The organism is Burkholderia sp. 9777_1386, from assembly GCF_015712265.1.
GTDB lineage: Bacteria > Pseudomonadota > Gammaproteobacteria > Burkholderiales > Burkholderiaceae > Burkholderia > Burkholderia cenocepacia.
Genome location: NZ_JACCQB010000013.1, coordinates 37,265 through 60,256, shown reverse-complemented (window position 1 = coordinate 60,256; position 22,992 = coordinate 37,265). Strand labels below are relative to the sequence as shown.

The 22,992-nt window shown below is 67.7% G+C and carries 24 protein-coding genes and 1 tRNA gene; 11 read left to right on the top strand and 14 right to left on the bottom strand.

Features of this window, described 5'->3' with window-relative positions; translation table 11 throughout:
• Positions 1–6: 6 nt before the first annotated feature.
• Positions 7–1,686, bottom strand: a complete 1,680-nt coding sequence (locus H0X91_RS12980; RefSeq protein ID WP_006484802.1) for a nitrite/sulfite reductase — start codon at positions 1,684–1,686, stop codon at positions 7–9.
• A gap of 212 nt (positions 1,687–1,898) precedes the next feature.
• On the opposite strand from H0X91_RS12980, the gene H0X91_RS12975 reads away from it, so the two are divergent.
• From H0X91_RS12975 to H0X91_RS12965, 3 genes are all read left to right on the top strand, one after another.
• Positions 1,899–2,840, top strand: a complete 942-nt coding sequence (locus H0X91_RS12975; RefSeq protein WP_006478072.1) for a CysB family HTH-type transcriptional regulator — start codon at positions 1,899–1,901, stop codon at positions 2,838–2,840.
• A gap of 70 nt (positions 2,841–2,910) precedes the next feature.
• The gene (locus H0X91_RS12970) at positions 2,911–4,077 is read left to right on the top strand and encodes an ABC transporter substrate-binding protein (protein ID WP_048989032.1); all 1,167 of its coding nucleotides are present in this window, start codon (positions 2,911–2,913) and stop codon (positions 4,075–4,077) included.
• Between the two features lie 96 nt (positions 4,078–4,173).
• Positions 4,174–4,258 (top strand) — tRNA-Leu (locus H0X91_RS12965).
• A 141-nt stretch (positions 4,259–4,399) separates the two neighbouring features.
• Here the strand turns inward: H0X91_RS12965 and H0X91_RS12960 are convergent.
• Positions 4,400–5,302: a LysR family transcriptional regulator gene (locus H0X91_RS12960; RefSeq protein WP_006482979.1), complete on the bottom strand. Its 903-nt coding sequence runs from the start codon at positions 5,300–5,302 to the stop codon at positions 4,400–4,402.
• Between the two features lie 121 nt (positions 5,303–5,423).
• On the opposite strand from H0X91_RS12960, the gene H0X91_RS12955 reads away from it, so the two are divergent.
• Entirely contained in the window at positions 5,424–6,161 is a 738-nt protein-coding gene (locus H0X91_RS12955) for an SDR family oxidoreductase (RefSeq protein ID WP_006482981.1), read from the top strand.
• A gap of 43 nt (positions 6,162–6,204) precedes the next feature.
• The gene (locus tag H0X91_RS12950; protein ID WP_196433079.1) at positions 6,205–7,104 is read left to right on the top strand and encodes an SDR family oxidoreductase; all 900 of its coding nucleotides are present in this window, start codon (positions 6,205–6,207) and stop codon (positions 7,102–7,104) included.
• Positions 7,105–7,134: 30 nt separating this feature from the next.
• On the opposite strand, the gene H0X91_RS12945 is transcribed toward H0X91_RS12950, so the two are convergent.
• The gene (locus tag H0X91_RS12945; protein ID WP_062911217.1) at positions 7,135–8,025 is read right to left on the bottom strand and encodes an alpha/beta fold hydrolase; all 891 of its coding nucleotides are present in this window, start codon (positions 8,023–8,025) and stop codon (positions 7,135–7,137) included.
• Positions 8,026–8,131: 106 nt separating this feature from the next.
• Between H0X91_RS12945 and H0X91_RS12940 the strand changes: the two genes are divergently transcribed.
• The gene (locus H0X91_RS12940; protein ID WP_058901741.1) at positions 8,132–9,028 is read left to right on the top strand and encodes a LysR family transcriptional regulator; all 897 of its coding nucleotides are present in this window, start codon (positions 8,132–8,134) and stop codon (positions 9,026–9,028) included.
• 25 nt (positions 9,029–9,053) lie between these two features.
• On the opposite strand, the gene H0X91_RS12935 is transcribed toward H0X91_RS12940, so the two are convergent.
• From H0X91_RS12935 to copC, 4 genes are all read right to left on the bottom strand, one after another.
• Entirely contained in the window at positions 9,054–9,989 is a 936-nt protein-coding gene (locus H0X91_RS12935; protein WP_043205222.1) for a LysR family transcriptional regulator, read from the bottom strand.
• Positions 9,990–10,154: 165 nt separating this feature from the next.
• Positions 10,155–10,928, bottom strand: a complete 774-nt coding sequence (locus H0X91_RS12930) for an SDR family oxidoreductase (protein ID WP_006478064.1) — start codon at positions 10,926–10,928, stop codon at positions 10,155–10,157.
• Positions 10,929–11,108: 180 nt separating this feature from the next.
• Positions 11,109–11,609: a DinB family protein gene (locus H0X91_RS12925; protein WP_062884363.1), complete on the bottom strand. Its 501-nt coding sequence runs from the start codon at positions 11,607–11,609 to the stop codon at positions 11,109–11,111.
• Between the two features lie 66 nt (positions 11,610–11,675).
• The gene (copC, locus tag H0X91_RS12920; protein WP_059721392.1) at positions 11,676–12,050 is read right to left on the bottom strand and encodes a copper homeostasis periplasmic binding protein CopC; all 375 of its coding nucleotides are present in this window, start codon (positions 12,048–12,050) and stop codon (positions 11,676–11,678) included.
• Positions 12,051–12,165: 115 nt separating this feature from the next.
• Between copC and H0X91_RS12915 the strand changes: the two genes are divergently transcribed.
• Together H0X91_RS12915 and H0X91_RS12910 are read left to right on the top strand one after the other, a co-directional pair.
• On the top strand, positions 12,166–12,882 hold the full coding sequence (locus tag H0X91_RS12915; protein ID WP_006482773.1) for a 16S rRNA pseudouridine(516) synthase: 717 nt from the start codon (positions 12,166–12,168) through the stop codon (positions 12,880–12,882).
• Positions 12,883–12,987: 105 nt separating this feature from the next.
• Positions 12,988–13,176 (top strand): hypothetical protein, encoded by a 189-nt coding sequence (locus tag H0X91_RS12910; protein ID WP_006496133.1) that lies wholly within the window; start codon positions 12,988–12,990, stop codon positions 13,174–13,176.
• On the opposite strand, the gene H0X91_RS12905 is transcribed toward H0X91_RS12910, so the two are convergent.
• Positions 13,159–14,196 (bottom strand): NAD-dependent epimerase/dehydratase family protein, encoded by a 1,038-nt coding sequence (locus H0X91_RS12905; protein WP_006496134.1) that lies wholly within the window; start codon positions 14,194–14,196, stop codon positions 13,159–13,161. The two genes, H0X91_RS12910 and H0X91_RS12905, sit on opposite strands and share 18 nt — an antisense overlap.
• 107 nt (positions 14,197–14,303) lie before the next feature.
• Here H0X91_RS12905 and H0X91_RS12900 point away from each other — a divergent pair, with 107 nt between their 5' ends.
• The 3 genes from H0X91_RS12900 (at position 14,304) to H0X91_RS12890 (ending at position 17,281) form a co-directional block, all read left to right on the top strand.
• The gene (locus H0X91_RS12900; protein WP_006478058.1) at positions 14,304–15,335 is read left to right on the top strand and encodes a CDP-6-deoxy-delta-3,4-glucoseen reductase; all 1,032 of its coding nucleotides are present in this window, start codon (positions 14,304–14,306) and stop codon (positions 15,333–15,335) included.
• A gap of 292 nt (positions 15,336–15,627) precedes the next feature.
• Entirely contained in the window at positions 15,628–16,812 is a 1,185-nt protein-coding gene (locus H0X91_RS12895; protein WP_006488944.1) for an acetylornithine transaminase, read from the top strand.
• A 13-nt stretch (positions 16,813–16,825) separates the two neighbouring features.
• On the top strand, positions 16,826–17,281 hold the full coding sequence (locus H0X91_RS12890) for a GNAT family acetyltransferase (RefSeq protein ID WP_006488959.1): 456 nt from the start codon (positions 16,826–16,828) through the stop codon (positions 17,279–17,281).
• A gap of 17 nt (positions 17,282–17,298) precedes the next feature.
• On the opposite strand, the gene H0X91_RS12885 is transcribed toward H0X91_RS12890, so the two are convergent.
• The 6 genes from H0X91_RS12885 to H0X91_RS12860 form a co-directional block, all read right to left on the bottom strand.
• The gene (locus H0X91_RS12885) at positions 17,299–17,970 is read right to left on the bottom strand and encodes a DUF2278 family protein (RefSeq protein WP_058901746.1); all 672 of its coding nucleotides are present in this window, start codon (positions 17,968–17,970) and stop codon (positions 17,299–17,301) included.
• A gap of 246 nt (positions 17,971–18,216) precedes the next feature.
• The gene (locus H0X91_RS12880; RefSeq protein WP_012492822.1) at positions 18,217–18,933 is read right to left on the bottom strand and encodes an ABC transporter ATP-binding protein; all 717 of its coding nucleotides are present in this window, start codon (positions 18,931–18,933) and stop codon (positions 18,217–18,219) included.
• A complete protein-coding gene (locus H0X91_RS12875; protein ID WP_006478053.1) occupies positions 18,933–19,709 on the bottom strand; it encodes an ABC transporter ATP-binding protein in 777 nt (258 codons plus the stop codon). The genes H0X91_RS12880 and H0X91_RS12875 overlap by 1 nt, the downstream gene beginning before the upstream one ends.
• A gap of 23 nt (positions 19,710–19,732) precedes the next feature.
• Complete coding sequence (locus H0X91_RS12870) at positions 19,733–20,902, bottom strand: ABC transporter permease subunit (protein ID WP_006488940.1); 1,170 nt, start codon at positions 20,900–20,902, stop codon at positions 19,733–19,735.
• Between the two features lie 19 nt (positions 20,903–20,921).
• A complete protein-coding gene (locus H0X91_RS12865) occupies positions 20,922–21,872 on the bottom strand; it encodes a branched-chain amino acid ABC transporter permease (RefSeq protein ID WP_006488946.1) in 951 nt (316 codons plus the stop codon).
• A gap of 211 nt (positions 21,873–22,083) precedes the next feature.
• The gene (locus tag H0X91_RS12860; RefSeq protein WP_006488963.1) at positions 22,084–22,794 is read right to left on the bottom strand and encodes a hypothetical protein; all 711 of its coding nucleotides are present in this window, start codon (positions 22,792–22,794) and stop codon (positions 22,084–22,086) included.
• Between the last annotated feature and the right edge of the window lie 198 nt (positions 22,795–22,992).

Below are 22,992 nucleotides of genomic sequence, written 5' to 3'. Positions count from 1 at the left end.
CGTTGGTTACGCGTTCACTGCCTGGCGCGCCGCATACACGCGCTCCTTGAACGGCGCGATGCCGATGCGGTCGTACGTGTCGACGAAGCGCTCGCCGTCGAGGCGCGCCTCGACGAACGTATCGATCAGCTTCGCGATCACGTCGGGCACTTCCTCGGCCGAGAACGACGGCCCGATCACGCGGCCGAGGCGCGCGCCGTTCTGGCCCGTGCCCTGCTCGCCGCCGAGCGACACCTGGTACCACTCGGCGCCGTCCTTGTCGACGCCGAGGATGCCGATGTTGCCGACGTGGTGGTGACCGCACGAGTTCATGCAACCGGAAATGTTCAGCGACAGTTCGCCGAGGTCGTACACGTAGTCGAGATCGTCGAAACGCTGCTGGATCGCCAGCGCGATCGGGATCGACTTCGCGTTCGCGAGCGAGCAGAAGTCGCCGCCCGGGCACGCGATGATGTCGGTCAGCAGGCCGATGTTCGGCGTCGCGAAACCGGCCGCCTTCGCCTTTTCCCACAGCGCGAACAGGTCGCGCTTCTTCACGTTCGCGAGAATCAGGTTCTGCTCGTGCGACACGCGCAGCTCGCCGTACGAGTACGCGTCGGCCCAGTCGGCGACCAGATCCATCTGCGCGTCGGTCGCATCGCCCGGCGCCACGCGGTGATCCTTCAGCGACAGCGTGACGGCTGCGTAACCCGGCACCTTGTGCGGCGCGACGTTACGCTCGACCCAGCGCGCGAACGCCTTGTTCTCGAGCAGGTGCTGTTCGAACGACGCGTCGGTGTCGGCCAGCTTCTCGTAGACCGGCGGCTTGAAGTACTGCGACACGCGATCGAGCTCGGCCTGCGTGAGCGTCGACGGGCCGTCCTTCAGGTGCTGCCATTCTTCCTCGACCTGCTGCGCGAACTTCGCCGGCGACAGCGCCTTCACGAGGATCTTGATCCGCGCCTTGTACAGGTTGTCGCGGCGGCCGTAACGGTTGTACACGCGCAGCACGGCTTCGCAGTACGTGAGCAGGTGCTGCCACGGCAGGTCTTCCTTGATCACCGCGCCGATGATCGGCGTACGGCCAAGGCCGCCGCCCGCGAGGATGCTCGCGACCACTTCGCCCTGCGCGTTCTTCTTCAGGTACACGCCGAGGTCGTGGATCTGCACGGCCGCACGGTCACGCTTCGAGCCCGACACCGCGATCTTGAACTTGCGCGGCAGCCACGCGAATTCGGGGTGGAACGTCGACCACTGGCGCAGGATCTCGGCCCACGGGCGCGGATCGATCTCTTCGTCCTGCGCGACGCCGGCGAACTGGTCGGCCGTGATGTTGCGGATGCAGTTGCCCGACGTCTGGATCGCGTGCATCTGCACCGACGCGAGCTTCGCGAGGATCTCGGGCGTCTCTTCGAGCTGCACCCAGTTGAACTGGATGTTCGAGCGCGTCGAGAAATGGCCGTAGCCGCGGTCGTGTTCGCGGGCGATGCGCGCCAGCATCCGGAGCTGGTCGCTGCGCAGGTTGCCGTACGGAATCGCAATGCGGTGCATGTACGCGTGGCGCTGCATGTACAGGCCGTTCTGCAGACGCAGCGGACGGAATTCGTCTTCGCTCAACTCGCCCGACAGCCGGCGGCGCACCTGATCGCGGTACTGCGCGACTCGCTCGTCGACGATCGTCTGGTCGTATTGGTCGTACTGATACATTCGGGGACCCCAGGGTTTTCGTGGTGACCGCGCGACGTCCTAGCCACGTCGCGCCCGAATCTCCGTTCCGCCGCACCGCCGCATCCGCTGCCGGCTGGATTGCTAATGACGAAAACAGATATCCATATTTGAAAAACTCCGGTGAATCGTAATAAACTCGCCTTATATTTCAAACGACTAAAAAATTCTGTTGATATGCGGAAGGGTTATAAATGAACCTGCACCAATTTCGCTTCGTGCGCGAGGCCGTCCGGCAGAATTTCAACCTCACCGAGGCCGCCAAGGCGCTCTACACGTCGCAACCGGGGGTATCGAAGGCGATCATCGAGCTCGAGGACGAGCTGGGCGTCGAGATCTTCACGCGGCACGGCAAGCGCGTGCGCTCGCTCACCGAGCCGGGCCGGATCATCCTCGCGTCGGTCGAGCGGATTCTTCAGGAGGTTGAAAGCCTCAAAAGGGTCGGGAAGGATTATGCGGCGCAGGACCAGGGCAACCTGACCATCGCGGCGACCCACACGCAGGCCCGCTACTCGCTGCCGGCCGCGATCGCCGAGTTCAAGAAGCGCTTCCCGAAGGTGCACCTGTCGATCCTGCAAGGCAGCCCGACGCAGGTGGCCGAGATGGTGATCCACGACCAGGCCGATCTCGCGATCGCGACCGAGGCGATCTCCGACTACAAGGAACTCGTGTCGCTGCCCTGCTTCCAGTGGCACCACGCGGCCGTCGTGCCGGCCGACCACCCGCTGCTCGAACGCAAGCCGGTCACGCTGGACGATCTCGCGCAGTACCCGCTGATCACGTACGACGACGCGTTCGCTGGCCGCAAGAAGATCAACCATGCGTTCGCGCTGCGCGGGCTGTCGCCGGACATCGTGCTCGAGGCGATCGACGCCGACGTGATCAAGACCTATGTCGAGCTCGGCCTCGGCGTCGGCATCATGGCCGACATCGCGTTCAACCCCGAGCGCGACCGCGGCCTGCGGCTGATTCCGGTCGGCCACCTGTTCGGCAGCAACGTGACGCGCGTCGCGCTCAAGCAGGGCGCCTACCTGCGCAGCTATGTGTATACGCTCGTCGAACTGCTGTCGCCGACGCTGAACCGCAAGCTGATCGAGCAGGCGCTCAAGGGCGAAGCCGAATCGTACGAGCTTTGACGGACAGGTATGAACACGGGGGCGCGCATTGCGCCCCTTTTCGTTGCCCGACGGAGATGGAGATTCCCGCATGACGCTTCCCGCCCTGTTGCGCCGCACCCGCCAGGCCGCCGGCGCCGCCCTCGTGCTGGCCTGCGCGGCCGCGCATGCCGACCTGAAGGTCGGCGTCGACCTGTCGTCGACCGGCCCGGCCGCCGCGATCGGCATCACGAGCAAGAACGCGATTCTGATGTGGCCGAAGACGATTGCCGGACAGCCCGTGCAGGTCACGGTGCTCGACGACGCATCCGACCCGGGCGCCGCGGTGCGCAACATCCGCAAGCTGGTCGACGAGGATCACGTCGACGTCGTGGTCGGCCCGAACATCACGCCGGCCGCGCTCGCGGCGCTCGACGCGGTGGCCGCCGCGCAGACGCCGATGATCACGCTGGTCGGCTCCGGCTCGATCGTCGAGCCGCAGGAAGGCGCGCGGACCTGGGCGTTCAAGATGGCGCAGAGCGACCGCGCGATGGCCGACGTGATGACGCGCTACATGGCCAACCACGGCGTGAAGACGGTCGGCTTCATCGGCTTCGCGGACAGCTACGGCGACAGCTGGCTCAACGAATTCACGCGCTTCGCGGACCTGCGCAAGATCCGCGTGATCGCGACCGAGCGCTTCAACCGCACCGACGCGAGCGTCACGGGCCAGGCGCTGAAGCTGATCGCGGCGAAGCCCGACGCGATCCTGATCGCCGGCGCGGGCACGCCGACCGTGCTGCCGCAGCGCACGCTGATCGAGCGCGGCTACAAGGGGCCGATCTACCAGACGCACGGGATCGCGACGCCGGAATTCATCAAGCTTGGCGGCAAGGACGTCGACGGGACGCTGTTCCCGACCCAGCCGGTGGTCGTCGCGCGCACGCTGCCGGCCGACCACCCGGCCCGCCAGGCCGCGCTCGCGTTCGTCGATGCGTACGAGGCGAAGTACGGCGCCGGCACCGTCACGCAGTTCGCGGGCGATGCGGCGGGCGTGTACCCGCGCCTCGCCGACGCGGTCGGCCGCGCGCTGAAAGCCGCGCAGCCCGGCACGCCGGCGTTTCGCGCGGCGCTGCGCCGCGAGCTGGAACGCGCGCATGAGCTGGTCGTACCGAACGGCGTCGTCAACACGAGCGACAAGGATCATGTGGGGCTCGATCAGCGCGCGAGCGTGATGGGGATCGTGAAACAGGGCCGCTTCGTCTACCTGAGCCAGTAATGTGCGTGCCGGGCATCGGCGCAGCTTGCCCGGCATCCGGATTTCCGCCATAATCCGCGTTTCGCCGCGCACCACCGCATGCGCGGCCAGGATCAAGCCCAGGTGGTGAAATTGGTAGACGCAGGGGACTCAAAATCCCCCGCCGCAAGGCGTGCCGGTTCGATTCCGGCCCTGGGCACCAGTATTTCGCAGCGTCACGCGCTGCATCTGTCGAAACCCGCGCAAGCTGCCGCTTCGCGGGTTTTTTTATTTTTGCCGCGCGTTCCGCCCCGCACCGGGCGACCGACGGTGGCCTGCCGCCGATCTCCCTCCCCCGATACGCTCAGACCGTCAACTCGCGGACGAAGTCGAGAAACACCCGCACCTTCGCGGCCACGAGGTTCGACGCGTGGTGGTACGCGTAGAGCGGAAATGTCTCGTCCGTCCACTCCGGCAGCAGCAGGACCAGTTTCCCGTCGGCAACGATGTCCCGCGCGTAGAGTTCCAGCAATTGTGCGATGCCCGCGCCACCGACACACGCGCCGAGCAGGCCGCCCGTATCGTTGACCATCAATCGTCCACCGGCATCGAACGGCACCACTTCCTTGCCCCGATGAAATTCCCATTCGTACGGCCGCCCCGTTACCGGGTCGCGGATCAGCACGCAACGATGCCCGTGCGCGAGATCGCGCGGATGACGCGGTTCGCCGTGACGCTCGACATAGGCCGCCGACGCGCAGGTCAGCACGCGCGTCTCGAGCAGTAGCCGCGCACGGTATGACGACGGCTCGGGCACGCCGAAGCGCACGGCCACGTCGAATCCGTCGGCGACGAGGTCGCCCATCCGGTCGCGCACGCTGATCTCGACGGACAGGTCGGGAAAGCGGTCGAGAAACTCCGCCATCCTCGGCGCCAGCACGTAGTGGCCGAACGTGCCGTCCACGTTGACCCGCAGCCGCCCCCTGACGCGTGCCTTCGATCGGCCGGCGTCGATCGCCGCGTCCTCGATGCCGGCCAGCAGCGGCGCGACCGCCTCGTAGAAGCGCCGTCCTTCGTCGGTCAACGTGATCGCGCGCGCCGTCCGGTTGAAGATCCGGATGCCGACCCGCTCTTCCAGCCGCGCGACGGCACGGCTCACCGCCGGCTGCGTCAGGCCCATCGCCTCCCCGGCACGCGCGAAGGTGCCCGCCTCGATCACCGCCGAGAGCACGCCGATTCCGCTCAGAAGCCTGCTGTCGAATGCCATAAGACATACTTTTAGTCATGTATTGACTGAGCATTATTCATTATTTTTATTGATCGCAGAAGCCTACATTTGTCCCTGTCGCCGGATCGAACGGCATTCATCCATTCATCAGGAGCAGGACATGAACACATCGGAACAGGTCGCCCTCGTCACGGGTTCGTCGCGCGGCATCGGCGCGGAAATTGCCCGCCAACTCGCCCGGGACGGCTTCCGGGTCGTCGTCAACTATGCCGGCAGCGCCGGCCCGGCCCGCGAAGTGGTCGACGCGATCGTCGCCGACGGCGGCCATGCCGTCGCGGTGCAGGCGAACGTCGCCGACCCGGCGGCCGTCGCCGCGCTGTTCGACGCCGCCCGCGACGCATTCGGCGGTCTGGATGTGGTGGTCAATTCCGCGGGCGTGATGAAGCTCGCGACCATCGCCGACTGCGACGATGCGCTCTTCGACGAAACGTTCGCCATCAACGTGAAGGGCACCTTCAACGTCTGCCGCGAAGCGGCAAAGCGGGTGCGCGACGGCGGACGCATCATCAACCTGTCGACCAGCGTGATCGGCATGCGCATGCCGACTTACGGCGTGTACGTCGCCAGCAAGGCAGCGGTCGAAAGCCTCACGCAAGTGCTCGCGCAGGAAATGCGCGGGCGCGGCGTCCGCGTGAATGCCGTCGCGCCGGGACCGGTCGCGACCGAGTTGTTCCTGCAGGGCAAGAGCCCGGAACTCGTCGACCGGCTCGCGAAGCTGAACCCGCTCGAGCGGCTCGGCCAGCCCGACGACATCGCGCGCGTCGTCGCGTTCCTCGCCGGCCCGGACGGTGCGTGGATCAACGGCCAGATCCTGCGCGCCAACGGCGGCATGTGCTGACGGCCGCTCGCTGCCACCCTATCTTTCCGCCAGGAGATCGCTCATGAAGGAAGTCGTCCTCGTCACCGGCGCGTCCAGCGGCTTCGGCTTGCTGACGGCCCAGGCGCTCGCCCGCGCCGGTCACACGGTCTACGCGTCGATGCGCGAGAGCGCCGGGCGCAACGCGCCGCGCGCCGCCGCCGTCGCGGCCTATGCGCAAGAACACGGCGTCGACCTGCGCAGCCTCGAACTCGACGTCGGCGACGATGCGTCGGTCGACGCCGCCATCGAGCGCGTGATCGCCGACCACGGCCGTCTGGACGTCGTCGTCCACAACGCCGGCCACATGGTGTTCGGGCCGGCCGAAGCGTTCACGCCCGAACAGCTTGCGCAGCTTTACGACGTCAACGTCGTGTCGACCCAGCGCGTAAACCGCGCGGCGCTGCCGCACCTGCGCGGCCAGCGCCGCGGCCTGCTCGTCTGGGTATCGTCCTCGTCGGCGCGCGGCGGCACCCCGCCGTTCCTCGCGCCCTACTTCGCCGCAAAGGCCGCGATGGATTCGCTCGCCGTGTCCTACGCCGCCGAACTCGCCCGCTGGGGCATCGAAACGTCGATCGTCGTGCCGGGCGCGTTCACCCGGGGCACGAATCACTTCCTCCATGCGGGCAAGCCGGCCGATACCGCCGTGCAGGCCGCCTACGACGGCGGGCCGTACGCGGGCGTCGCCGATCAGGCGTTGCGGGGCCTCGCCGCGCTCGAACCGGCGGACGCCGACGCGGGCGCCGTCGCCACGGCGATTGCCGAGCTCGTCGCGGCGCCGGCCGGCAAGCGCCCCTACCGCGTGTTCGTCGATCCGTCGCAGGACGGCGCCGAGGAAGTGTTCCGCGTCGGCGATCGCATCCGCCGCGAGATGTTCAGGAACATCGGGCTCGCCGACCTGCTCGCGCCGCGCGCCGGCGGTTGATCCTTCGCGCGCCGGGCCGGCCGGCGCGCGTCACCCGTGCCCGCAGAACCGGAGAATCGCGTCCGCGACCGCCGCCGCGGATTCACGCTGCGGGAAGTGCCCGATTCCGTCGAGCACCTGCCGCTCGTAGCGCCCGGAGAAGAACCGCTCGCGCCCGGCCGAGCTGTCCGGATGATTGCAGGTGTCCGCGCCGCCGTGCAGCACGAGCGTCGGCACCGCCAGCACGGGCGCCGGGTTCAGCCGCGCGTCGTCGTCGGCATAGGCCGGCGTGCCCGGCGCGAAGCCCCAGCGCTGCCGGTACGAATGCAGCACGACGTCGATCCAGTCGGGTCCGTCGAACGCAACGGCCGCCGCGTCGAAATCGCCGTCGCGATACCAGCCCGGCGGCGACCACGTATCCCACATCAGGCGCGCGAACGCACGGCGGTCGTCGCGCAGCGCCTGCTCGCCGCGCGGCGTCGCCATGAACCAGTGATACCAGTAGTTGCGCGCCTGCTGCAGCGACAGCGGCTGAGCGGGATCGTTGGTGCCGTACCCGACCGACAGCATCACGAGGTGCGACGCGACACCGTCGCGCAACCCGCACGCGTTCGCGGCCGCGCGGGCGCCCCAGTCGTGCCCGACCAGCAGCGGCCGCTCGATGCCGAGCGCATCGACGAATTCGAGCAGGTCGCGCCCGAGCGCCGCGAGCTGGCCGCTGCGCGGCACGGACGCGTCGCGAAAGCGCGTCGGCGCGAAGCCGCGCAACGCGGGCGCGAGCACGCGGTAGCCGCGTGCGGCGAGCGCCGCGGCCACCGCTTCCCAGCCGACCGGGCTGTCCGGCCAGCCGTGCAGCAGCACGGCCGCGCGTTCGCCGCGCGGGTTCCATTCCAGATAGGCAATATCGAGCGACGCGGTGGCCGCATGCGCGTAGGTCGTCATCGTGTACTCCGTGAGGTCAGCCTGAACCTACGATGGTAGGCCGGTCTTTCATCACGATTCACGGAGTATCATGATTCATTCCTCATATTTCGCGTCGAATCGATCCATGGAACCGCCGACCGATCCCGCGTCGACCGCGCTCGACATCGCGCTGCTGCGCACCTTTCTCGAAGTCGTCGACCGCCGCGGGTTCGCGCCGGCCGCGGAGCGCCTCGCGCTGACGCCGTCCGCCGTCAGCGGCCACATCAAGCGGCTCGAACAGGCGGCCGGCACCGTGTTGCTGGCGCGCACGACGCGCCGTATCGCGCTCACGCCGGCCGGCGACACGCTGTACGCCTACGCGCGCAACATCGTCGACATGGAGCGGGAGGTGCGCGCGCGGCTGCGCGGCGCGCCGGCGCACGGACCGTTGCGGGTGGGCGCGTCGGAGGACTTCGCCGGCGCGTGGCTGCCGCACGTGTTGCGCACGTTCCGCGACCGCCACCCGCACACGTCGATCGAGCTGAAGGTCGGGATCACCGCGTCGCTGCTGCGCGAGCAGACGCTCGGCCGGCTCGACGTCGTATTCGGCAAGCAGTGCCGGCAGGTCGACGCGCCGGGCGAGCTGCTGTGGGAGGAGCCGCTCGTGTGGGCGTTCGCAGCGGACCGCCCGCTCGACGCAGGCGGCGAAGTGCCGCTCGCGCTGTTTCCGCAGCCGTGCGTCTATCGGGAAGCCGCCGTCGCGGCGCTCGCCGCCGCGCTGCGGCCGTTTCGCGTACTGTTCGAAAGCGGCAGCATGGCCGGTTGCGTGTCGGCCGCGCTCGCCGGCTTCGCGGTCACCGCGCTGGCGCGCAGCCAGCTGCGCGACGGCTTGCGCGAATGCGGGCCGCAGGACGGCTTGCCGGCGCTGCCGGCTGCGCGCTTTCATGCGTTCGCGGCGAAACCGGACGGCCCCGGCGCGGCGTTGATCGAGGCCGTGCGGGACATCGGGCGCGACCGGCGGTTCGCCACACAGCCCGACTGAAGAGCCGCGCGCGCCGGCCTGCCGGTCAGTCGCCGTCCGAACTCGCTGCTTCGCCGGTCCCCGTCAGCGCATCGGCCATCAGTTCCCCGAACCATTCGATGAACGCATTGAGCCGCCTCGACCGGTGCCGGCGGTGCGGATACACGGCCGACACGTCCATCGGCTCGGCGCGGTGGCCGGGCATCACGTCGACGAGCGCGCCGCTTGCCAGCAGATGCTCGACGTCGAAGCGCGGAATCTGGATCAGCCCCATGCCCGCGATGCAGCTGGCGATATAGGTTTCGGCGTTGTTGACGATCACGCGGCTCGGCAGCGTCAGCACGTGCCGCTGCCCGTCCGCGCAGTATTCCCAGCCGAGTTCGCGCCCCGTCGTCGGCGACGCATAGCCGATCGCCCAGTGCCCGTGCGCGAGCGCGTCCGGATGCTCGGGCACGCCGCACTCGCGCAGGTAGTCGGGGCTCGCGCAGTTGATCAGCGTGAACTGCCCGAGCGGCCGCACGACGAGGCTGCTGTCCGCGAGCCGCCCGACGCGAATCGCGCAATCGACGCCCTCCTGCACGAGGTCGATCGAGCGGTCCGTGGAGCCGAGCGACAGCTGCAGCTTCGGATAGCGGCGAAACAGCGACGGCAGCGCGGGCGCCACGACGCGCCGCGCGATCCGGCTCGGCACGTCGACGTTCAGCCGCCCGACCACGTCGTGGTCGCGGCGCCGAAACAGGCGGTCGAGTTCATCGGCCTCCGCGAGCAGGCGCCGACCGCGCTCCAGCAGCAGCGCGCCGTCGGCAGTCAATTGCACCTGGCGCGTCGTACGGTGCAACAGACGCGTGCCGAGCGCCGTCTCCAGTTGCTGGACGGCCGCCGACACGGTCGCGCGCGGCGCGTCGAGCGCATGCGCGGCCTTGATGAAGCTGCCCATCTCGGCAACCTGCAGGAAGATCCTGACCTGATCCAGCTTGTCCATCGGCGGGAAACCCGGGTTCGAACGACGGTCACCGCCGGCCGCCGCGCATCGCGACCGGCTTCGGCGGCACAGAGAAAACGGGCGCGCGGCCTCGTGGCTGCGCGCCCGTCCATTGTCCACGCAAACGCGCCAGTGCGGTGCGCCGTGCGGCCGCGAGCGGCCCGGTTACTTGGTCGTGTAGCCGCCGTTGATCAGGATCGTCTGGCCGGTGATCCACCAGCCGTCGGTCACCAGATGGCGGATGAACGGGACGACGTCCTCGATGTCGGTCAGCCCCGTCTTGCTGAACGGCGACAGCGCGGCGGCCGTCTTGTGATACGCGACCGCGTCGGCGCCTTCGGCCGGATAGAAGAACGGCGTGTCCATCGGGCCCGGCCCGACGGCCGTCACCGAGATCCCGCGCGCGCCGTACTCCTTCGACGCCGCGCGCGTGAAGTGCTCGACCGGCGCCTTCGACCCTTCGTACGCCGCGTAGAACGGCGTGAACGCGCCGAGCAGCGACGTCACGAGCGTGACGAGCTTGCCGTGATCCTCGAGATGCCGGCCCGCTTCCTTGATGAAGAAGAACGCCGACTTGCTGTTGACCGCGAACATCTCGTCGTACTCGGCCTCGCTGATCTCGGTGAACGGCTTCTTCAGCACCTTGCCGACCGTGTTGATCGCGATGTCGATCTTGCCGAAGCGCTGCTTCGCGTCGTCGAACAGCTTCTCGACCGCGGCGGCCGTCGTCAGGTCCGCCTGGAACGTCGCGGCCTCCGCGCCGGCCGCACGGACCGCCGCGGCGGTCTCCTCGGCCTGCGCCTGCGATGCCGCGCTGTTGTAGTGAATCGCCACCGCCTTCGCGCCGTGGCCCGCCAGGTCCCGGGCGATCAGGCCACCGAGATTCTTTGCCCCGCCTGCGATCAGGACGACCTTGTCTGCGAGCGTATGAGTTGCCACGGTTGACTCCTTTTTTCGTTGGACGAAGCTAGGAGTGTAGGCATCCGCGCCCGCTCGATCAGCCGGCTGCGGCTGGATGGATTATCCAGAAAACCGATCCAATCCGAGCCGCGCAATGTGGCGTGCCGCACCGACGGCGGCGCCGGATTCCGGCATGCCAATGCGCGAGCGCCGGCCGACTCAGCGCGCGTACAGCGCCGCGTCGATCTTGCCGAGCAGCCACTGCATGCCGGACAGGTGCTGCTGATCGTGGCTGCACAGGTAATGGACCAGCCCGCGCACGGTCAGCGAACCGTAGCCGTCGAACTCGCCGGTACGCGCGAACTGTTCGGGCGTGAGGCGCGACAGCAGCGCCAGCGTCTCGCGTCGTGCGTCGCGAATCGCCGCGAGCACGTCGGACGCATACGCGTCGTCGTAGCGCCGCTCGATCGCGAGTGCGTCGCCGTCGAGCGAGACCAGCAGCGGCCGGTCTTCGTCGAGCATGCGTCGCAGCCGTACGTGATAGCCGTCGATCTCGATGTCGCGCACATGGCAGAGTTGCCCGAGCGGCGAGAAATGCTCGCTCGGCATGCCGGACCAGTCGTCGGGGGTCCAGCGCGCATAGCCGTCGGGCACGGCCGCGAAATGCGCTTCGAGCTGACGGGGAAAATCGGCGAGTGCGTCGAGCGTCGTCGGATTCATGCGGGAGACTCCCTGTCGGATAAAGGCGGGCGGCAACCCTGGCACGGGCCTGCCGCCGCCGTTGCGTCACTTCACGCTGAAGCCGTACGCGCCCTGCGTGCGATGCCCGTCGGTCGCGACGGCCACCCACTTCACCGTGTACGCGCCCGTACCGGGCGCCGCGAGCGGCACCGTCATCCGCTTGCGGTTCGACGCGTCGATGCGCGCGCGGCCGTCCGACACCGTCTTGCCGGCGCCGTCGACGACGACGATCGAGCTGAATGCCGGCTCCAGCGGCTCGGTGAAGTCGATCGTGACGGCGGCCGGTGCGGCAGCCAGCGCCGCGCCCGCCGCCGGGTCGCTGTGCGCGAGATGCGCGTGCGCGAACGCGGCCGACGAAACGGTTGCGGCCACGATGACGGCGGCAACGTGTCGGCCGAACGGGAACGAATCGAAAGGCATGGACTTTCCGTGAAGAATGAACGGGGCGCCGCGCACCGCGCAGCGTTCCGGCAGCTTACCAGCGCACGCGCGTTCATGCCGGTCGGGCACCAGTGCTTGATAGAATGCGCGCGCTATGGATCTCGAAAGCATTCTCTACACCCAGGGCTTCGGCTCGCGTCGCCAGTGCCGCGGCCTGATCGAAGCCGGCCGCGTCGCCGTCGCGGGCGCCGCCGCGACCGACCCGGACGCCGCGTTCGACACCGACGGCCTCGTGTTCTCGGTCGACGATGCGGCATGGCCGTTCCATGCGCGTGCGTATCTCGCGCTCAACAAGCCGGCCGGCTACGAGTGTTCGCGCGATCCGCAGCACCATGCGAGCGTGTTCAGCCTGCTGCCCGCGCCGCTCGTCGCGCGCGGCGTGCAGTGCGTCGGCCGGCTCGACCAGGACACGACCGGCCTGCTGCTGCTGTCCGACGACGGCCAGTTCGTGCACGCGTACACGTCGCCGAAGCGCAAGGTGCCGAAGACCTACGTCGCGACCGTGCGCCACCCGCTCGACGACACGCAACTGCACGCGCTGCGCACCGGCGTGCAACTGCACGGCGAGCCGAAGCCGATCGCGGCCGTCGCGGCCGACGCCCGCGCCCCGCACGCGCTCGCGCTGACCGTCCTCGAAGGCAAGTACCACCAGGTCAAGCGGATGGTCGCCGCGGCGAGCAACCGCGTCGAATTGCTGCATCGCGAAAGCATCGGCGGCTTCACGCTGCCGGCCGACCTCGCGCCCGGCGCATGGCGCTGGCTCGACGAAGCCGACCTTGCCGCACTGCGCAATCCCGTCAAAACCCTGTAAGGGAAAATCCGCACGACCGTTCGGTGTCCGGCCGCCTCTTTGCCGCAGGTTCCCCCGCTATACTGAAATCACAAGCTGCAAGAGCAGCGACGCAGGGGAGACATCATGAACATCGACCATTCTTTCGAACTGTCGTCCGTGATGATCGCGTTCGCGGTCATCGGCGTCATCGTGATCGGCGGCCTGCTGGCCGCGATGCATCTGAAGCACAAATATCACCCGAACCTGATCGGCGCGCTGATCGGTGCGCTGCTGTGCTTCCTGCTGATCGAGGCGTTACCGGCGCTCACCTGACGCGCTGCCCGGCGCGAGCGTTTGAAGGAAATCGTCTACGGTCGGATAGCGCAACGTCACGCACAATTCGGCCTTGAGCCGTGCGTTGGACAGGCGCCGCGACTCGCGCATGAACGACAGCAGCGTCGGCTCGAGCAGACGCTCGGCGTCCGCGCGGCTGACGCGCGGCGGCCTCGGCAGGCCGAGCACCTGCGCGACCCGGTCGAAATACTCTCCCATCCGCAGTTCCGTGTCGTCCGACGCGTGCACGACGCGCGCCGGCTTGCCGCGCACGGCCGCACGACGCAGGATCGCCGCGAGATCGTCCGCGTGGATGTGGTTCGTGTATACGTCGTCGGCCGGCTCGAGCGCCGGCGTGCCGCGCTCGAGCCGCGCGACCGGCAGGCGGTTCGCCGCGTAGATGCCGGGGATGCGCACGATGCGCGCGGACAGCACGCCGCGCACCGTCGCCGCACGCAGTTGCCGCTCGGCCGACACGCGCCGGAACGCGCGCGGATTCGCCGGGCGCAGCGGCTGCGTTTCGTCGATGCGCGCGCCGCCGCAGTCGCCGTAGACGCCCGTCGTACTGGCGTAGACGAGCGTCGGCGCGCGAAGACCGTCGGGTACAATACGCGCTGCCCGAACGGGCGCGCCGGCCTGTCGGGCCGCGGTGCGCAGCGTTCGGAGCCGGCCGACCGCCGGGGCCGGCGGTGCCGCCGGTCGACGCGCGGGCATGGACGTTGCGGCAATCAGCGCACGCGTGCGCCGGTCGTCGCGGCCGTCGGATGGCGGCGGCGCGAGATGCAGGATCATGCGGGCGAGGCCCGCGAGACGGCCGAGCGTCGCCGGGCGATCGAGGTCGCCGACGATCGGCGTCGCGCCCGCGGCGCGCAGTTCGTCGCGGCGGGCCGGGTGGCTCGTCAGCGCGAGGATGCGCAGATTGCGGCGCGCGTCACGCCATTGCGCGACGCAGCGCATGCCGACGTCGCCGCAGCCGACGATCAGTACGCGCGGCCGGCGCAGGATTCGTGTCGCGATCATGTTGGTTGCGAAATCAGTAGCCGCCGTTGCGCGACGCGCAGCGGTTTTGCATTGTAGCTGCCGTGCGCGACATGCACGGTCCCCCCATTTTGTTCTAGTTTGGTTCTATGGCATTCAACGTCACTCTCAAGCAAAGCGGCCGGCAATTCCAGGTCGAGTCGGACGAAACCGTGCTGGCGGCCGCGCTGCGCCAGAACGTCCATCTGCCGTACGGCTGCAAGAACGGCGCGTGCGGCTCCTGCAAGGGCCAGATCGTGTCGGGCCAGATCGAACAGGGCCCGCACGCCGCGTCGGCGCTGTCCAACGACGAACGCACGCGCGGCCTGGCGCTGCTGTGCTGCTCGAAGGCGCAATGCGACCTCGAGATCGACGTGCGCGAGATCGCCGGCGTCGACGGCGTGCAGGTCAAGAAGCTGCCGTGCCGGATCGCCGCGCTCGAACGCAAGGCGGACGACGTGATGGTCGTGAAGCTGCAGTTGCCCGCCAACGAACGCCTGCAGTACCTCGCGGGCCAGTACGTCGAATTCATCCTGAAGGACGGCTCGCGCCGCAGCTACTCGATGGCGAACGCGCCGCACGAGGAAGGCCCGATCGAGCTGCACATCCGCCACATGCCGGGCGGCAAGTTCACCGACCACGTGTTCGGTGCGATGAAGGAGCGCGACATCCTGCGCTTCGAAGGCCCGCTCGGCACGTTCTTCCTGCGCGAAGACTCCGACAAGCCGATCGTGCTGCTCGCGTCGGGCACCGGCTTCGCGCCGATCAAGGCGATCATCGAGCATGTGAAGCATTCGGGCATCACGCGCCCGATGACGCTTTACTGGGGCGCGCGCCGCAAGAAGGACATCTACCTCGCCGAGCTCGCCGAGCAGTGGGCGCGCGAGATCCCGAACTTCAAGTACGTGCCGGTGCTTTCCGAGCCGGACGACGCCGACCAGTGGACGGGCCGCACCGGCTTCGTCCATCGCGCGGTGATCGAGGATCTGCCCGACCTGTCCGGCCACCAGGTGTACGCGTGCGGCGCGCCGGTGATGGTCGAATCCGCGCAGCGCGACTTCACGCAGCACCACGCGCTGCCGGCCGACGAGTTCTACGCGGACTCGTTCACGAGCGCCGCCGATCTCGCGCATCCGGTCTGAACACCGGGCGCGACCGCACCCCGCCGTGCGCCGCCGCGTCACATCCGTGGCATCGCGGCGGTTTACAGTGGGGCGCGGGATGCCTTATGCTTGCGCACATGAACCGCTTCCTGTCCGCTCTCCGACGTCGCCGCTCGCCGCTCCGCCCGGATGCCGCCGGCTCGTCACGGACTCGCGCGTAACCCTCCTCCGCTTCACCGGTTACGCACAAGCTGTTCGACCCACCAGCCACGGCCTTCCGTGGCTTTTTTATTGCCCGTTTCCCTTTCAACGCCCGCTGGAGTCTGCTGCCATGCCCCTGAACGATTATCCGATCGACTCGCTGATGTACATCACGAACCGCCCCGACATCGTGTTTACGCACGGCAAGGGTTCGTGGCTCTACGATCACACGGGCAAGCGCTATCTGGACTTCATCCAGGGCTGGGCCGTCAACAGCCTCGGCCACTGCAACGACGGCATCGTCGAGGCGCTGAAGACGCAGGCCGACAAGCTGCTGAACCCGTCGCCCGCGTTCTACAACGAGCCGATGGCGAAGCTCGCGGGCCTGCTCACGCAGCACAGCGTGTTCGACAAGGTGTTCTTCACGAACAGCGGCGCGGAAGCGAACGAAGGCGCGATCAAGCTCGCGCGCAAGTGGGGCCGCAAGTTCAAGAACGGCGCATACGAGATCATCACGTTCGACCACAGCTTCCACGGCCGCACGCTCGCGACGATGTCGGCCAGCGGCAAGCCGGGCTGGGACACGATCTACGCACCGCAGGTGCCGGGCTTCCCGAAGGCCGAGCTGAACAACATCGCGTCGGTCGAGAAGCTGATCACCGACAAGACCGTCGCCGTGATGCTCGAACCGATCCAGGGCGAAGGCGGCGTGATTCCGGCGACGCGCGAATTCATGCAGGCGCTGCGCGCGCTGACGAAGCAGCACAACCTGCTGCTGATCGTCGACGAAGTGCAGAGCGGCTGCGGCCGCGCGGGCACGCTGTTCGCGTACGAGCTGTCCGGCATCGAGCCGGACGTCATGACGCTCGCGAAGGGCATCGGCGGCGGCGCACCGCTCGGCGCGCTGCTGTCGAAGGCGGACGTCGCGGTGTTCGAGGCCGGCGACCAGGGCGGTACGTACAACGGCAACCCGCTGATGACGGCGGTCGGCTATTCGGTGATCTCGCAGCTCGTCGCGCCCGGCTTCCTCGAAGGCGTGCGTGCGCGCAGCGAATACCTGAAGCGCAAGCTGCTCGAACTGTCGGAGGAACGCGGCTTCGAGGGCGAACGCGGCGAAGGCCTGCTGCGCGCGCTGCTACTCGGCAAGGACATCGGCCCGCAGATCGTCGAGAAGGCGCGCGACATGCAGCCCGACGGCCTGCTGCTGAACGCCGCGCGGCCGAACCTGCTGCGCTTCATGCCTGCCCTGAACGTGACGACCGAAGAAATCGACCAGATGATGGCGATGCTGCGGTCGATCCTCGACACGCTGTAAGGAGACCGCCGCGATGGATGCCGCCGCCGATGCTGTCGCTATCCGCCCGTTCGAACGCGCCGACACCGATGCCGTGCTCGCGGTATGGCGCGACGCGTTCCCGCACTACGACGAAGCCGGTGCGCCGCCGCACCGCGATCCGCTGCGATCGATCGAGCTGAAGCTCGCGACCCAGCCGGAACTGTTCTTCGTCGCGACCAGCGGCGCGCGGGTCGTCGGCACGCTGATGGCCGGTTTCGACGGACATCGCGGCTGGCTCTACTCGTTCGGCGTCGCGAACGACGCGCGCCGGCTCGGCGTCGGCCGCGCGCTGATCGCGCATGCGGAAAGCGCGCTCGCCGCGCGCGGCTGCCTGAAGATCAACCTGCAGGTGCTGCCCGGCAACGACGACGCATGCCGCTTCTATGCGGCGCTCGGCTATCGCGTCGAGGAACGCATCTCGTTCGGCAAGACGCTGCCGGCCGCGTAAGACCGCCGCCGGCCGATTCAGCGCGTGATCGGCCCCGCGCCCGGCAGCGGATTGCCGAGCCCGTCGGTCGGCACGGCCTGCTGCTCGAACGCCGCGAAATACGCGGCCCACTGCGATTCGCTCACGCGCACCAGCAGCGCGCCGTCCTGCCACACGTCGTTGTGGTCGTTGTGGTCGTCGCCCGCGCGATGCAGGTAGTGCGGGCCCGTCGAGCCCTGGTTCATGTGCGTGTCGTGGATGCCGTTGCCTTGCGCATAGGTGCGTCCGAACACGACGACGTCGAGGCCCTGCGACTGCGCGGCGCTCACCAGCCGCAGCAGCGACGGGATCGGCTCCGGATGCTCGGTGCCGTCCATCACCGCGCTCGCGCGCCACGCGCCCGTCTCGTTCAGGATGTCGCTGCGCAGGTAGTCGAGCGCGGGCAGCGCGGTCTGCCCCGTCAGATCGGTATAGCCTTCGGCCGCGGCGGCGAGCGTCTGCGTGACCGGATGGTGGAAATCGTAGACGAGCTTGTAGTTCAGCAGGTCGTCCGCGTCGTTGGTGCCGACGTTGATCGCGACATCCCAGTCGCCCGCCGGCAGCGCCAGCGTCAGGTGAACGTGATACTGGATCTCGCTGCCGTGCGGCGAGCCCTTCAGCTTCGCCACCGACGTCACCTTCGCCTTCACGAAACCGTAGTCCAGACTCATGCGTGTTCTCCGTGTCCCGATGGGTCATCGATGCTACGCAGCCCGTGTGTCGGTTTGCCGACGGCCGGCCGCGGTGTCGCCGGCACGCGATGCAGCCTGCGCAGTGCAACAGTCGAATGGAGTCGCCTTTGCGCGCACAGTTCGACGCGAATCGCGCACGACGAAAAAAAACCGTCACGGTTTCCCGTGACGGCTTTTCGACAGCCCGGATGCGCCATGCGCAACCGGGCCCGCGCGTTCGATCGCTTACTCGCCCAGATACGCGGCGCGCACCTTCGGATCGTCGAGCATCTGCTTCGCGTCGCCTTCCATCGTGACCGTGCCCGAATCCATCACGTAGCCGCGGTCGGCCGCCTGCAGCGCGAGGCGTGCGTTCTGCTCGACCAGCAGCACCGTGATGCCCTCCTTCGAGATCTCGCGCACCACTTCGAAGATCTTCTCGACCATGATCGGCGACAGGCCCATCGACGGCTCGTCGAGCAACAGCAGCTTCGGCTTGGAGAGGATCGCGCGCGACATCGCCAGCATCTGCTGCTCGCCGCCCGACAACGTGCCCGCGAGCTGCGTCGCCCGCTCCTTCAGGCGCGGGAAGAAGCCGAACATCCGGTCGACGTCCTTCTTGATCTGCTCGTTGTCGTTGCGCAGGTACGCGCCCATCTGCATGTTCTCGATGATCGACATCCGCGCGAAGATCCCGCGGCCTTCCGGCACCATCGCGAGGCCGCGCTTGAGCAGTTCGTGCGGCGGGATGCCCTTGATCGACTTGCCGTCGTACTCGATGTCGCCCGCCGAGTACGGCTTCAGGCCGGTGATCGCCTTCATCGTCGTGGTCTTGCCGGCGCCGTTCGCACCGATCAGCGTCACGAGCTCGCCCTGACGGACTTCCATGTCAACGCCCTTGACGGCCTGAATGCCGCCGTAGTTGACCTGCAAGCCCTTGATTTTCAACATTGCCGCTGCCATCAGTGCACCCCTGCGCCGAGATATGCCTCAATCACCTTCGGATTCTTCTGCACGTCCTGCGGCAGACCCTCGGCGATCACCTTGCCGTAATCGAGCACCGTCATCCGGTTGCACAACCCCATCACGAGCTTCACGTCGTGCTCGATCAGGAGAATGGTGCGGCCGTCCGAGCGGATCTTGTCGAGCAGGCGCGTGAGTTCGACCTTCTCGGTCGCGTTCATCCCGGCCGCCGGCTCGTCGAGCGCGAGCAGCTTCGGGTCGGTCGCGAGCGCGCGGGCGATTTCGAGACGACGCTGGTGACCGTACGACAGGTTGCGCGACGTGTAGTCCGCGTACTGCAGCACGCCGACGTATTCGAGCAGCTCGATCGCGCGCTCCTTGATCTCGCGCTCTTCCTGACGTTCGGCCGGCGTCTGGAACACCGCGCCCAGCAGACCGTGCTTGGTGCGCACGTGGCGGCCCACCATCACGTTCTCGAGCGCCGTCATCCCGCCGAACAGGCGGATGTTCTGGAACGTGCGCGCGATGCCGGCCTTGGCCACCTGGTGCACGGCCGTCGGCGTGTAGTTCGTGCCGTCCAGCTTGAAGTCGCCGGAGTCCGGCGTGTAGAGGCCCGTGATCACGTTGAAGAACGTCGTCTTGCCGGCCCCGTTCGGGCCGATCAGACCGTAGATCTCGCCTTCGCGGATCTGCAGGCCGACGTCGGACAGTGCCTGCAGCCCGCCGAAGCGCTTGTTCACGCCCGAGACGGACAGTCGGATTTGCTTGTCGCTCATGTGTGTATCCCCTTGTCCGTAGGTTAAGCGCGCACCGGCTTCTTGCTGTTGCGCTTCGCCAGTTTCGCGATCTTGTCCTCATGCTTCGGCGCGGGCCACAGGCCTTCCGAGCGGTACAGCATGATGATCACCATCGCGAGGCCGTACAGCGCCTGACGGATCACTTCGGTATCGACGATGTCGTGACCGAACAGCGCGTGCTGCAGCGGGCTCATCGTCGAGCGCAGGAATTCCGGGAAGATCGCGAGCAGCACCGCGCCCAGGATCACGCCCGGGATGTGGCCCATGCCGCCGAGCACCACGCAGGCGAGCACGACGATCGATTCCCAGAACGTGAACGACTCGGGCGACACGAAGCCCTGGAACGCGCCGAACATCGAGCCCGACAGGCCGCCGAACGAAGCGCCCATCGCGAACGCGAGCAGCTTCACGTTACGGGTGTTGATGCCCATCGCCTTCGCGGCGATTTCGTCTTCGCGGATCGCGGCCCACGCGCGGCCGATACGCGAGTGCTGCAGACGCGTACACACCCAGATCACCAGCAGCGAGCAGAGCACGAACAGGTAGTAGTACATGTACACCGACGGCAGCTGGAAGCCGAACAGCGTATGCGTCTGCGACAGGTTGAAGCCGCCGACGTGCACCGGATCGATGCCCGTGATCCCCTTCGGGCCGTTGGTGATGTTCACCGGACGGTCGAGGTTGTTCATGAAGATCCGGACGATTTCACCGAAGCCGAGCGTGACGATCGCCAGGTAGTCGCCGCGCAGGCGCAGCGTCGGCGCGCCGAGCAGGATCCCGAAGGTCGCCGCCAGCGCCATCGCGATCGGCACGATCAGCAGGAACGGCACGTGCAGGCCGTTCGGCGCGAGCGCCGCGATCCACTCGAACTGCGAGGTCAGGTGCGGCGAGCTCAGCAGCGCCGCCGTGTAGGCGCCCACCGCGTAGAACGCGATGTAGCCCAGGTCGAGCAGGCCGGCGAAGCCGACCACCACGTTCAGGCCCAGCGCGAGCATCACGTACAGCATCGCGAAGTCGAGCACGCGGACCCAGTAGTTGCCGCCGGCCGAGCCGATCACGATCGGCGCGGCGATCACGAGGACGGCAGTGAGGAGGCCGATGACGACGGTCTTGGCGGTGTTGCGCTCTTCGACCAGCGACGTCGACGATTCGATCGGTTGAATGGATGTCATGTTGTTTGCTCCCCTTCCGTTACGCGCGGTCCGCGACACGTTCGCCCAGCAGGCCCGACGGACGGAACACCAGCACGATGATCAGCACGATGAAGGCGAACACGTCCTGGTAGTTGCTGCCGAATACGCCACCCGTGAGGTTGCCGATGTAGCCGGCCCCGAGCTGCTCGATCAGGCCGAGCAGCACGCCGCCGACCATCGCGCCGCCGAGGTTGCCGATCCCGCCGAGCACCGCCGCGGTAAACGCCTTCATGCCGGGGATGAAGCCCATGTAGAAGTGCACGTTGCCGTATTCGGACGCGATCATCACGCCGGCCAGCGCGGCGAGCGCGGAGCCGATCATGAACGTCGCCGAGATCACGAAGTTCGGGTTCACGCCCATCAGGCTTGCCGTATTCGGGCTTTCGGCGATCGCGCGCATCGCGCGGCCGAGCTTGGTCTTGTGCACGAGCAGCAGCAGGCCGCCCATCACGATGAACGCGACCGCGATGATCACGATTTCCGTGACCGAGATCACGGCGCCGGGCGTCGTGTCGGTCGCCTTGATCACGTTGATCGGGTCGGTCGGCAGCAATTGCGGGAACGGCAGCGGGTTGCGCGACCAGATGATCATCGCAGCCGTCTGCAGCAGGATCGACACGCCGATCGCGGTGATCAGCGGCGCGAGACGCGGCGCGCGGCGCAGCGGCCGGTACGCGACGCGTTCGATCGTGAAGCCGACGAACGCACAGACGACCGCGGCGATGCCCAGGCCGATCGTCAGCGTCGCGACGTTGCCGAGTCCGGGAAAGTGGTTCTGCAGCACGGTGATGGCCGACAGCGCAACCATCGCGCCGATCATCAGCACGTCGCCGTGCGCGAAGTTGATGATGCCGAGAATGCCGTACACCATCGTGTATCCCAACGCGATGATGGCGTACACACTGCCGAGCACCAGCCCGTTGAGAACCTGCTGGACGAAAATATCCATTTAAAGCTCCTTGGCCCGTGCTGCCGGAGGACGTTGCGCCCCGCGGGTAAGCGAGGAATCGCGCCTTCTCGGCGACACTGCGGGTACTAGTCGATACCGGTAAGGGTGGATCGTCCCGGCGCGCGCCGCCCGGCCTGTACGGCCGGACCTGCCGCCGGAGCGGATACAAAAACGGCACCGCACTGTTCCGGTGCCGTCATGAGTCCCGTCGCTAAATCGTCACGACATCGAGGACGGTGTTCGTGGCCTCCTTGAAGTCGTGGGGCAGCATGCCGAGACGGCCGTCGTCCGGTTTCCCGGCATCCGTGCCTTGGCCCGTCCGGCGCCGCGCAAGCAGCGCGCCCGGACGGATCGGATTCCGCGCCGCGTCGCCCGGCAGGGCGTTGCGGCAGTCGCGCCCGACTTTCGTCAGGACTGCATCGGAATCCATCGTACGAACCAGACTGCGCGTCACGACACGGTCGGTCGCGGCGGCGCGCTGTTTCGTCGAATCGAATTGAAGGGGGGACAGTGGCTTCGGCACGCTGCCGGCAACGCCGCGATCGTCCGGCATCCGTCGACCGGCGGCTTGCCGCGACGCAGTCTGCATGCCCGCTGCCCGGCCCGTCGTCAGGCCAAGCGCGTTGATGTCCTCGATCGTCAAACCTGCCCCGTTTTCCTTGTCCCTGCCCAGTTGCGCGATACGGCGCGCCGATGGCGCCGCACGTCCGGCTCCGGCGACGCGCACGCCGCTGGCCGATGATGCCGCGATTACCGCAGCGTCCCTGCCCGCCCCGTCGTCGCTCTTTTTGCTGCAGCCGGCAAGCATTGCAACCGGTGCGGCGACGGACACGGCGTAAGCCAACTTCACATGCATTGAATGGTCTCCCGCGCCTTGCCAAAACCCGATTTCAAAGCCATTCCGGCTTGAAAACGGGCGCATTGTAACTCCATTTATAGGACGCCAATAATCCTGATTCGATGGGGTTTTCCTGCATTGCAACCAATTTTGAGAAACGATTGGATGAGGCGGGAGCAACCGGGTTGCACCATCATTGGGAATAATGGTTGCGATTACAATTTCGAGACACCAAAAAAAAGCGCGCCGGGAGGCGCGCTTCGGTGTTCCGCGGGTGCGATG

What these genes read in the sequence shown, in the direction of transcription:
- H0X91_RS12870 (WP_006488940.1), bottom strand. Translation starts at nt 20,902, where the DNA reads ATGACATCCATTCAACCGATCGAATCGTCGACGTCGCTGGTCGAAGAG.
- H0X91_RS12955 (WP_006482981.1), top strand. Translation starts at nt 5,424, where the DNA reads ATGAACACATCGGAACAGGTCGCCCTCGTCACGGGTTCGTCGCGCGGC.
- H0X91_RS12960 (WP_006482979.1), bottom strand. Translation starts at nt 5,302, where the DNA reads ATGGCATTCGACAGCAGGCTTCTGAGCGGAATCGGCGTGCTCTCGGCG.
- H0X91_RS12905 (WP_006496134.1), bottom strand. Translation starts at nt 14,196, where the DNA reads ATGATCGCGACACGAATCCTGCGCCGGCCGCGCGTACTGATCGTCGGC.
- H0X91_RS12915 (WP_006482773.1), top strand. Translation starts at nt 12,166, where the DNA reads ATGGATCTCGAAAGCATTCTCTACACCCAGGGCTTCGGCTCGCGTCGC.
- H0X91_RS12865 (WP_006488946.1), bottom strand. Translation starts at nt 21,872, where the DNA reads ATGGATATTTTCGTCCAGCAGGTTCTCAACGGGCTGGTGCTCGGCAGT.
- H0X91_RS12875 (WP_006478053.1), bottom strand. Translation starts at nt 19,709, where the DNA reads ATGAGCGACAAGCAAATCCGACTGTCCGTCTCGGGCGTGAACAAGCGC.
- H0X91_RS12890 (WP_006488959.1), top strand. Translation starts at nt 16,826, where the DNA reads ATGGATGCCGCCGCCGATGCTGTCGCTATCCGCCCGTTCGAACGCGCC.
- copC (WP_059721392.1), bottom strand. Translation starts at nt 12,050, where the DNA reads ATGCCTTTCGATTCGTTCCCGTTCGGCCGACACGTTGCCGCCGTCATC.
- H0X91_RS12950 (WP_196433079.1), top strand. Translation starts at nt 6,205, where the DNA reads ATGAAGGAAGTCGTCCTCGTCACCGGCGCGTCCAGCGGCTTCGGCTTG.
- H0X91_RS12935 (WP_043205222.1), bottom strand. Translation starts at nt 9,989, where the DNA reads ATGGACAAGCTGGATCAGGTCAGGATCTTCCTGCAGGTTGCCGAGATG.
- H0X91_RS12895 (WP_006488944.1), top strand. Translation starts at nt 15,628, where the DNA reads ATGCCCCTGAACGATTATCCGATCGACTCGCTGATGTACATCACGAAC.
- H0X91_RS12925 (WP_062884363.1), bottom strand. Translation starts at nt 11,609, where the DNA reads ATGAATCCGACGACGCTCGACGCACTCGCCGATTTTCCCCGTCAGCTC.
- H0X91_RS12975 (WP_006478072.1), top strand. Translation starts at nt 1,899, where the DNA reads ATGAACCTGCACCAATTTCGCTTCGTGCGCGAGGCCGTCCGGCAGAAT.
- H0X91_RS12980 (WP_006484802.1), bottom strand. Translation starts at nt 1,686, where the DNA reads ATGTATCAGTACGACCAATACGACCAGACGATCGTCGACGAGCGAGTC.
- H0X91_RS12945 (WP_062911217.1), bottom strand. Translation starts at nt 8,025, where the DNA reads ATGACGACCTACGCGCATGCGGCCACCGCGTCGCTCGATATTGCCTAT.
- H0X91_RS12860 (WP_006488963.1), bottom strand. Translation starts at nt 22,794, where the DNA reads ATGCGCCCGTTTTCAAGCCGGAATGGCTTTGAAATCGGGTTTTGGCAA.
- H0X91_RS12910 (WP_006496133.1), top strand. Translation starts at nt 12,988, where the DNA reads ATGAACATCGACCATTCTTTCGAACTGTCGTCCGTGATGATCGCGTTC.
- H0X91_RS12970 (WP_048989032.1), top strand. Translation starts at nt 2,911, where the DNA reads ATGACGCTTCCCGCCCTGTTGCGCCGCACCCGCCAGGCCGCCGGCGCC.
- H0X91_RS12940 (WP_058901741.1), top strand. Translation starts at nt 8,132, where the DNA reads ATGGAACCGCCGACCGATCCCGCGTCGACCGCGCTCGACATCGCGCTG.
- H0X91_RS12880 (WP_012492822.1), bottom strand. Translation starts at nt 18,933, where the DNA reads ATGGCAGCGGCAATGTTGAAAATCAAGGGCTTGCAGGTCAACTACGGC.
- H0X91_RS12885 (WP_058901746.1), bottom strand. Translation starts at nt 17,970, where the DNA reads ATGAGTCTGGACTACGGTTTCGTGAAGGCGAAGGTGACGTCGGTGGCG.
- H0X91_RS12900 (WP_006478058.1), top strand. Translation starts at nt 14,304, where the DNA reads ATGGCATTCAACGTCACTCTCAAGCAAAGCGGCCGGCAATTCCAGGTC.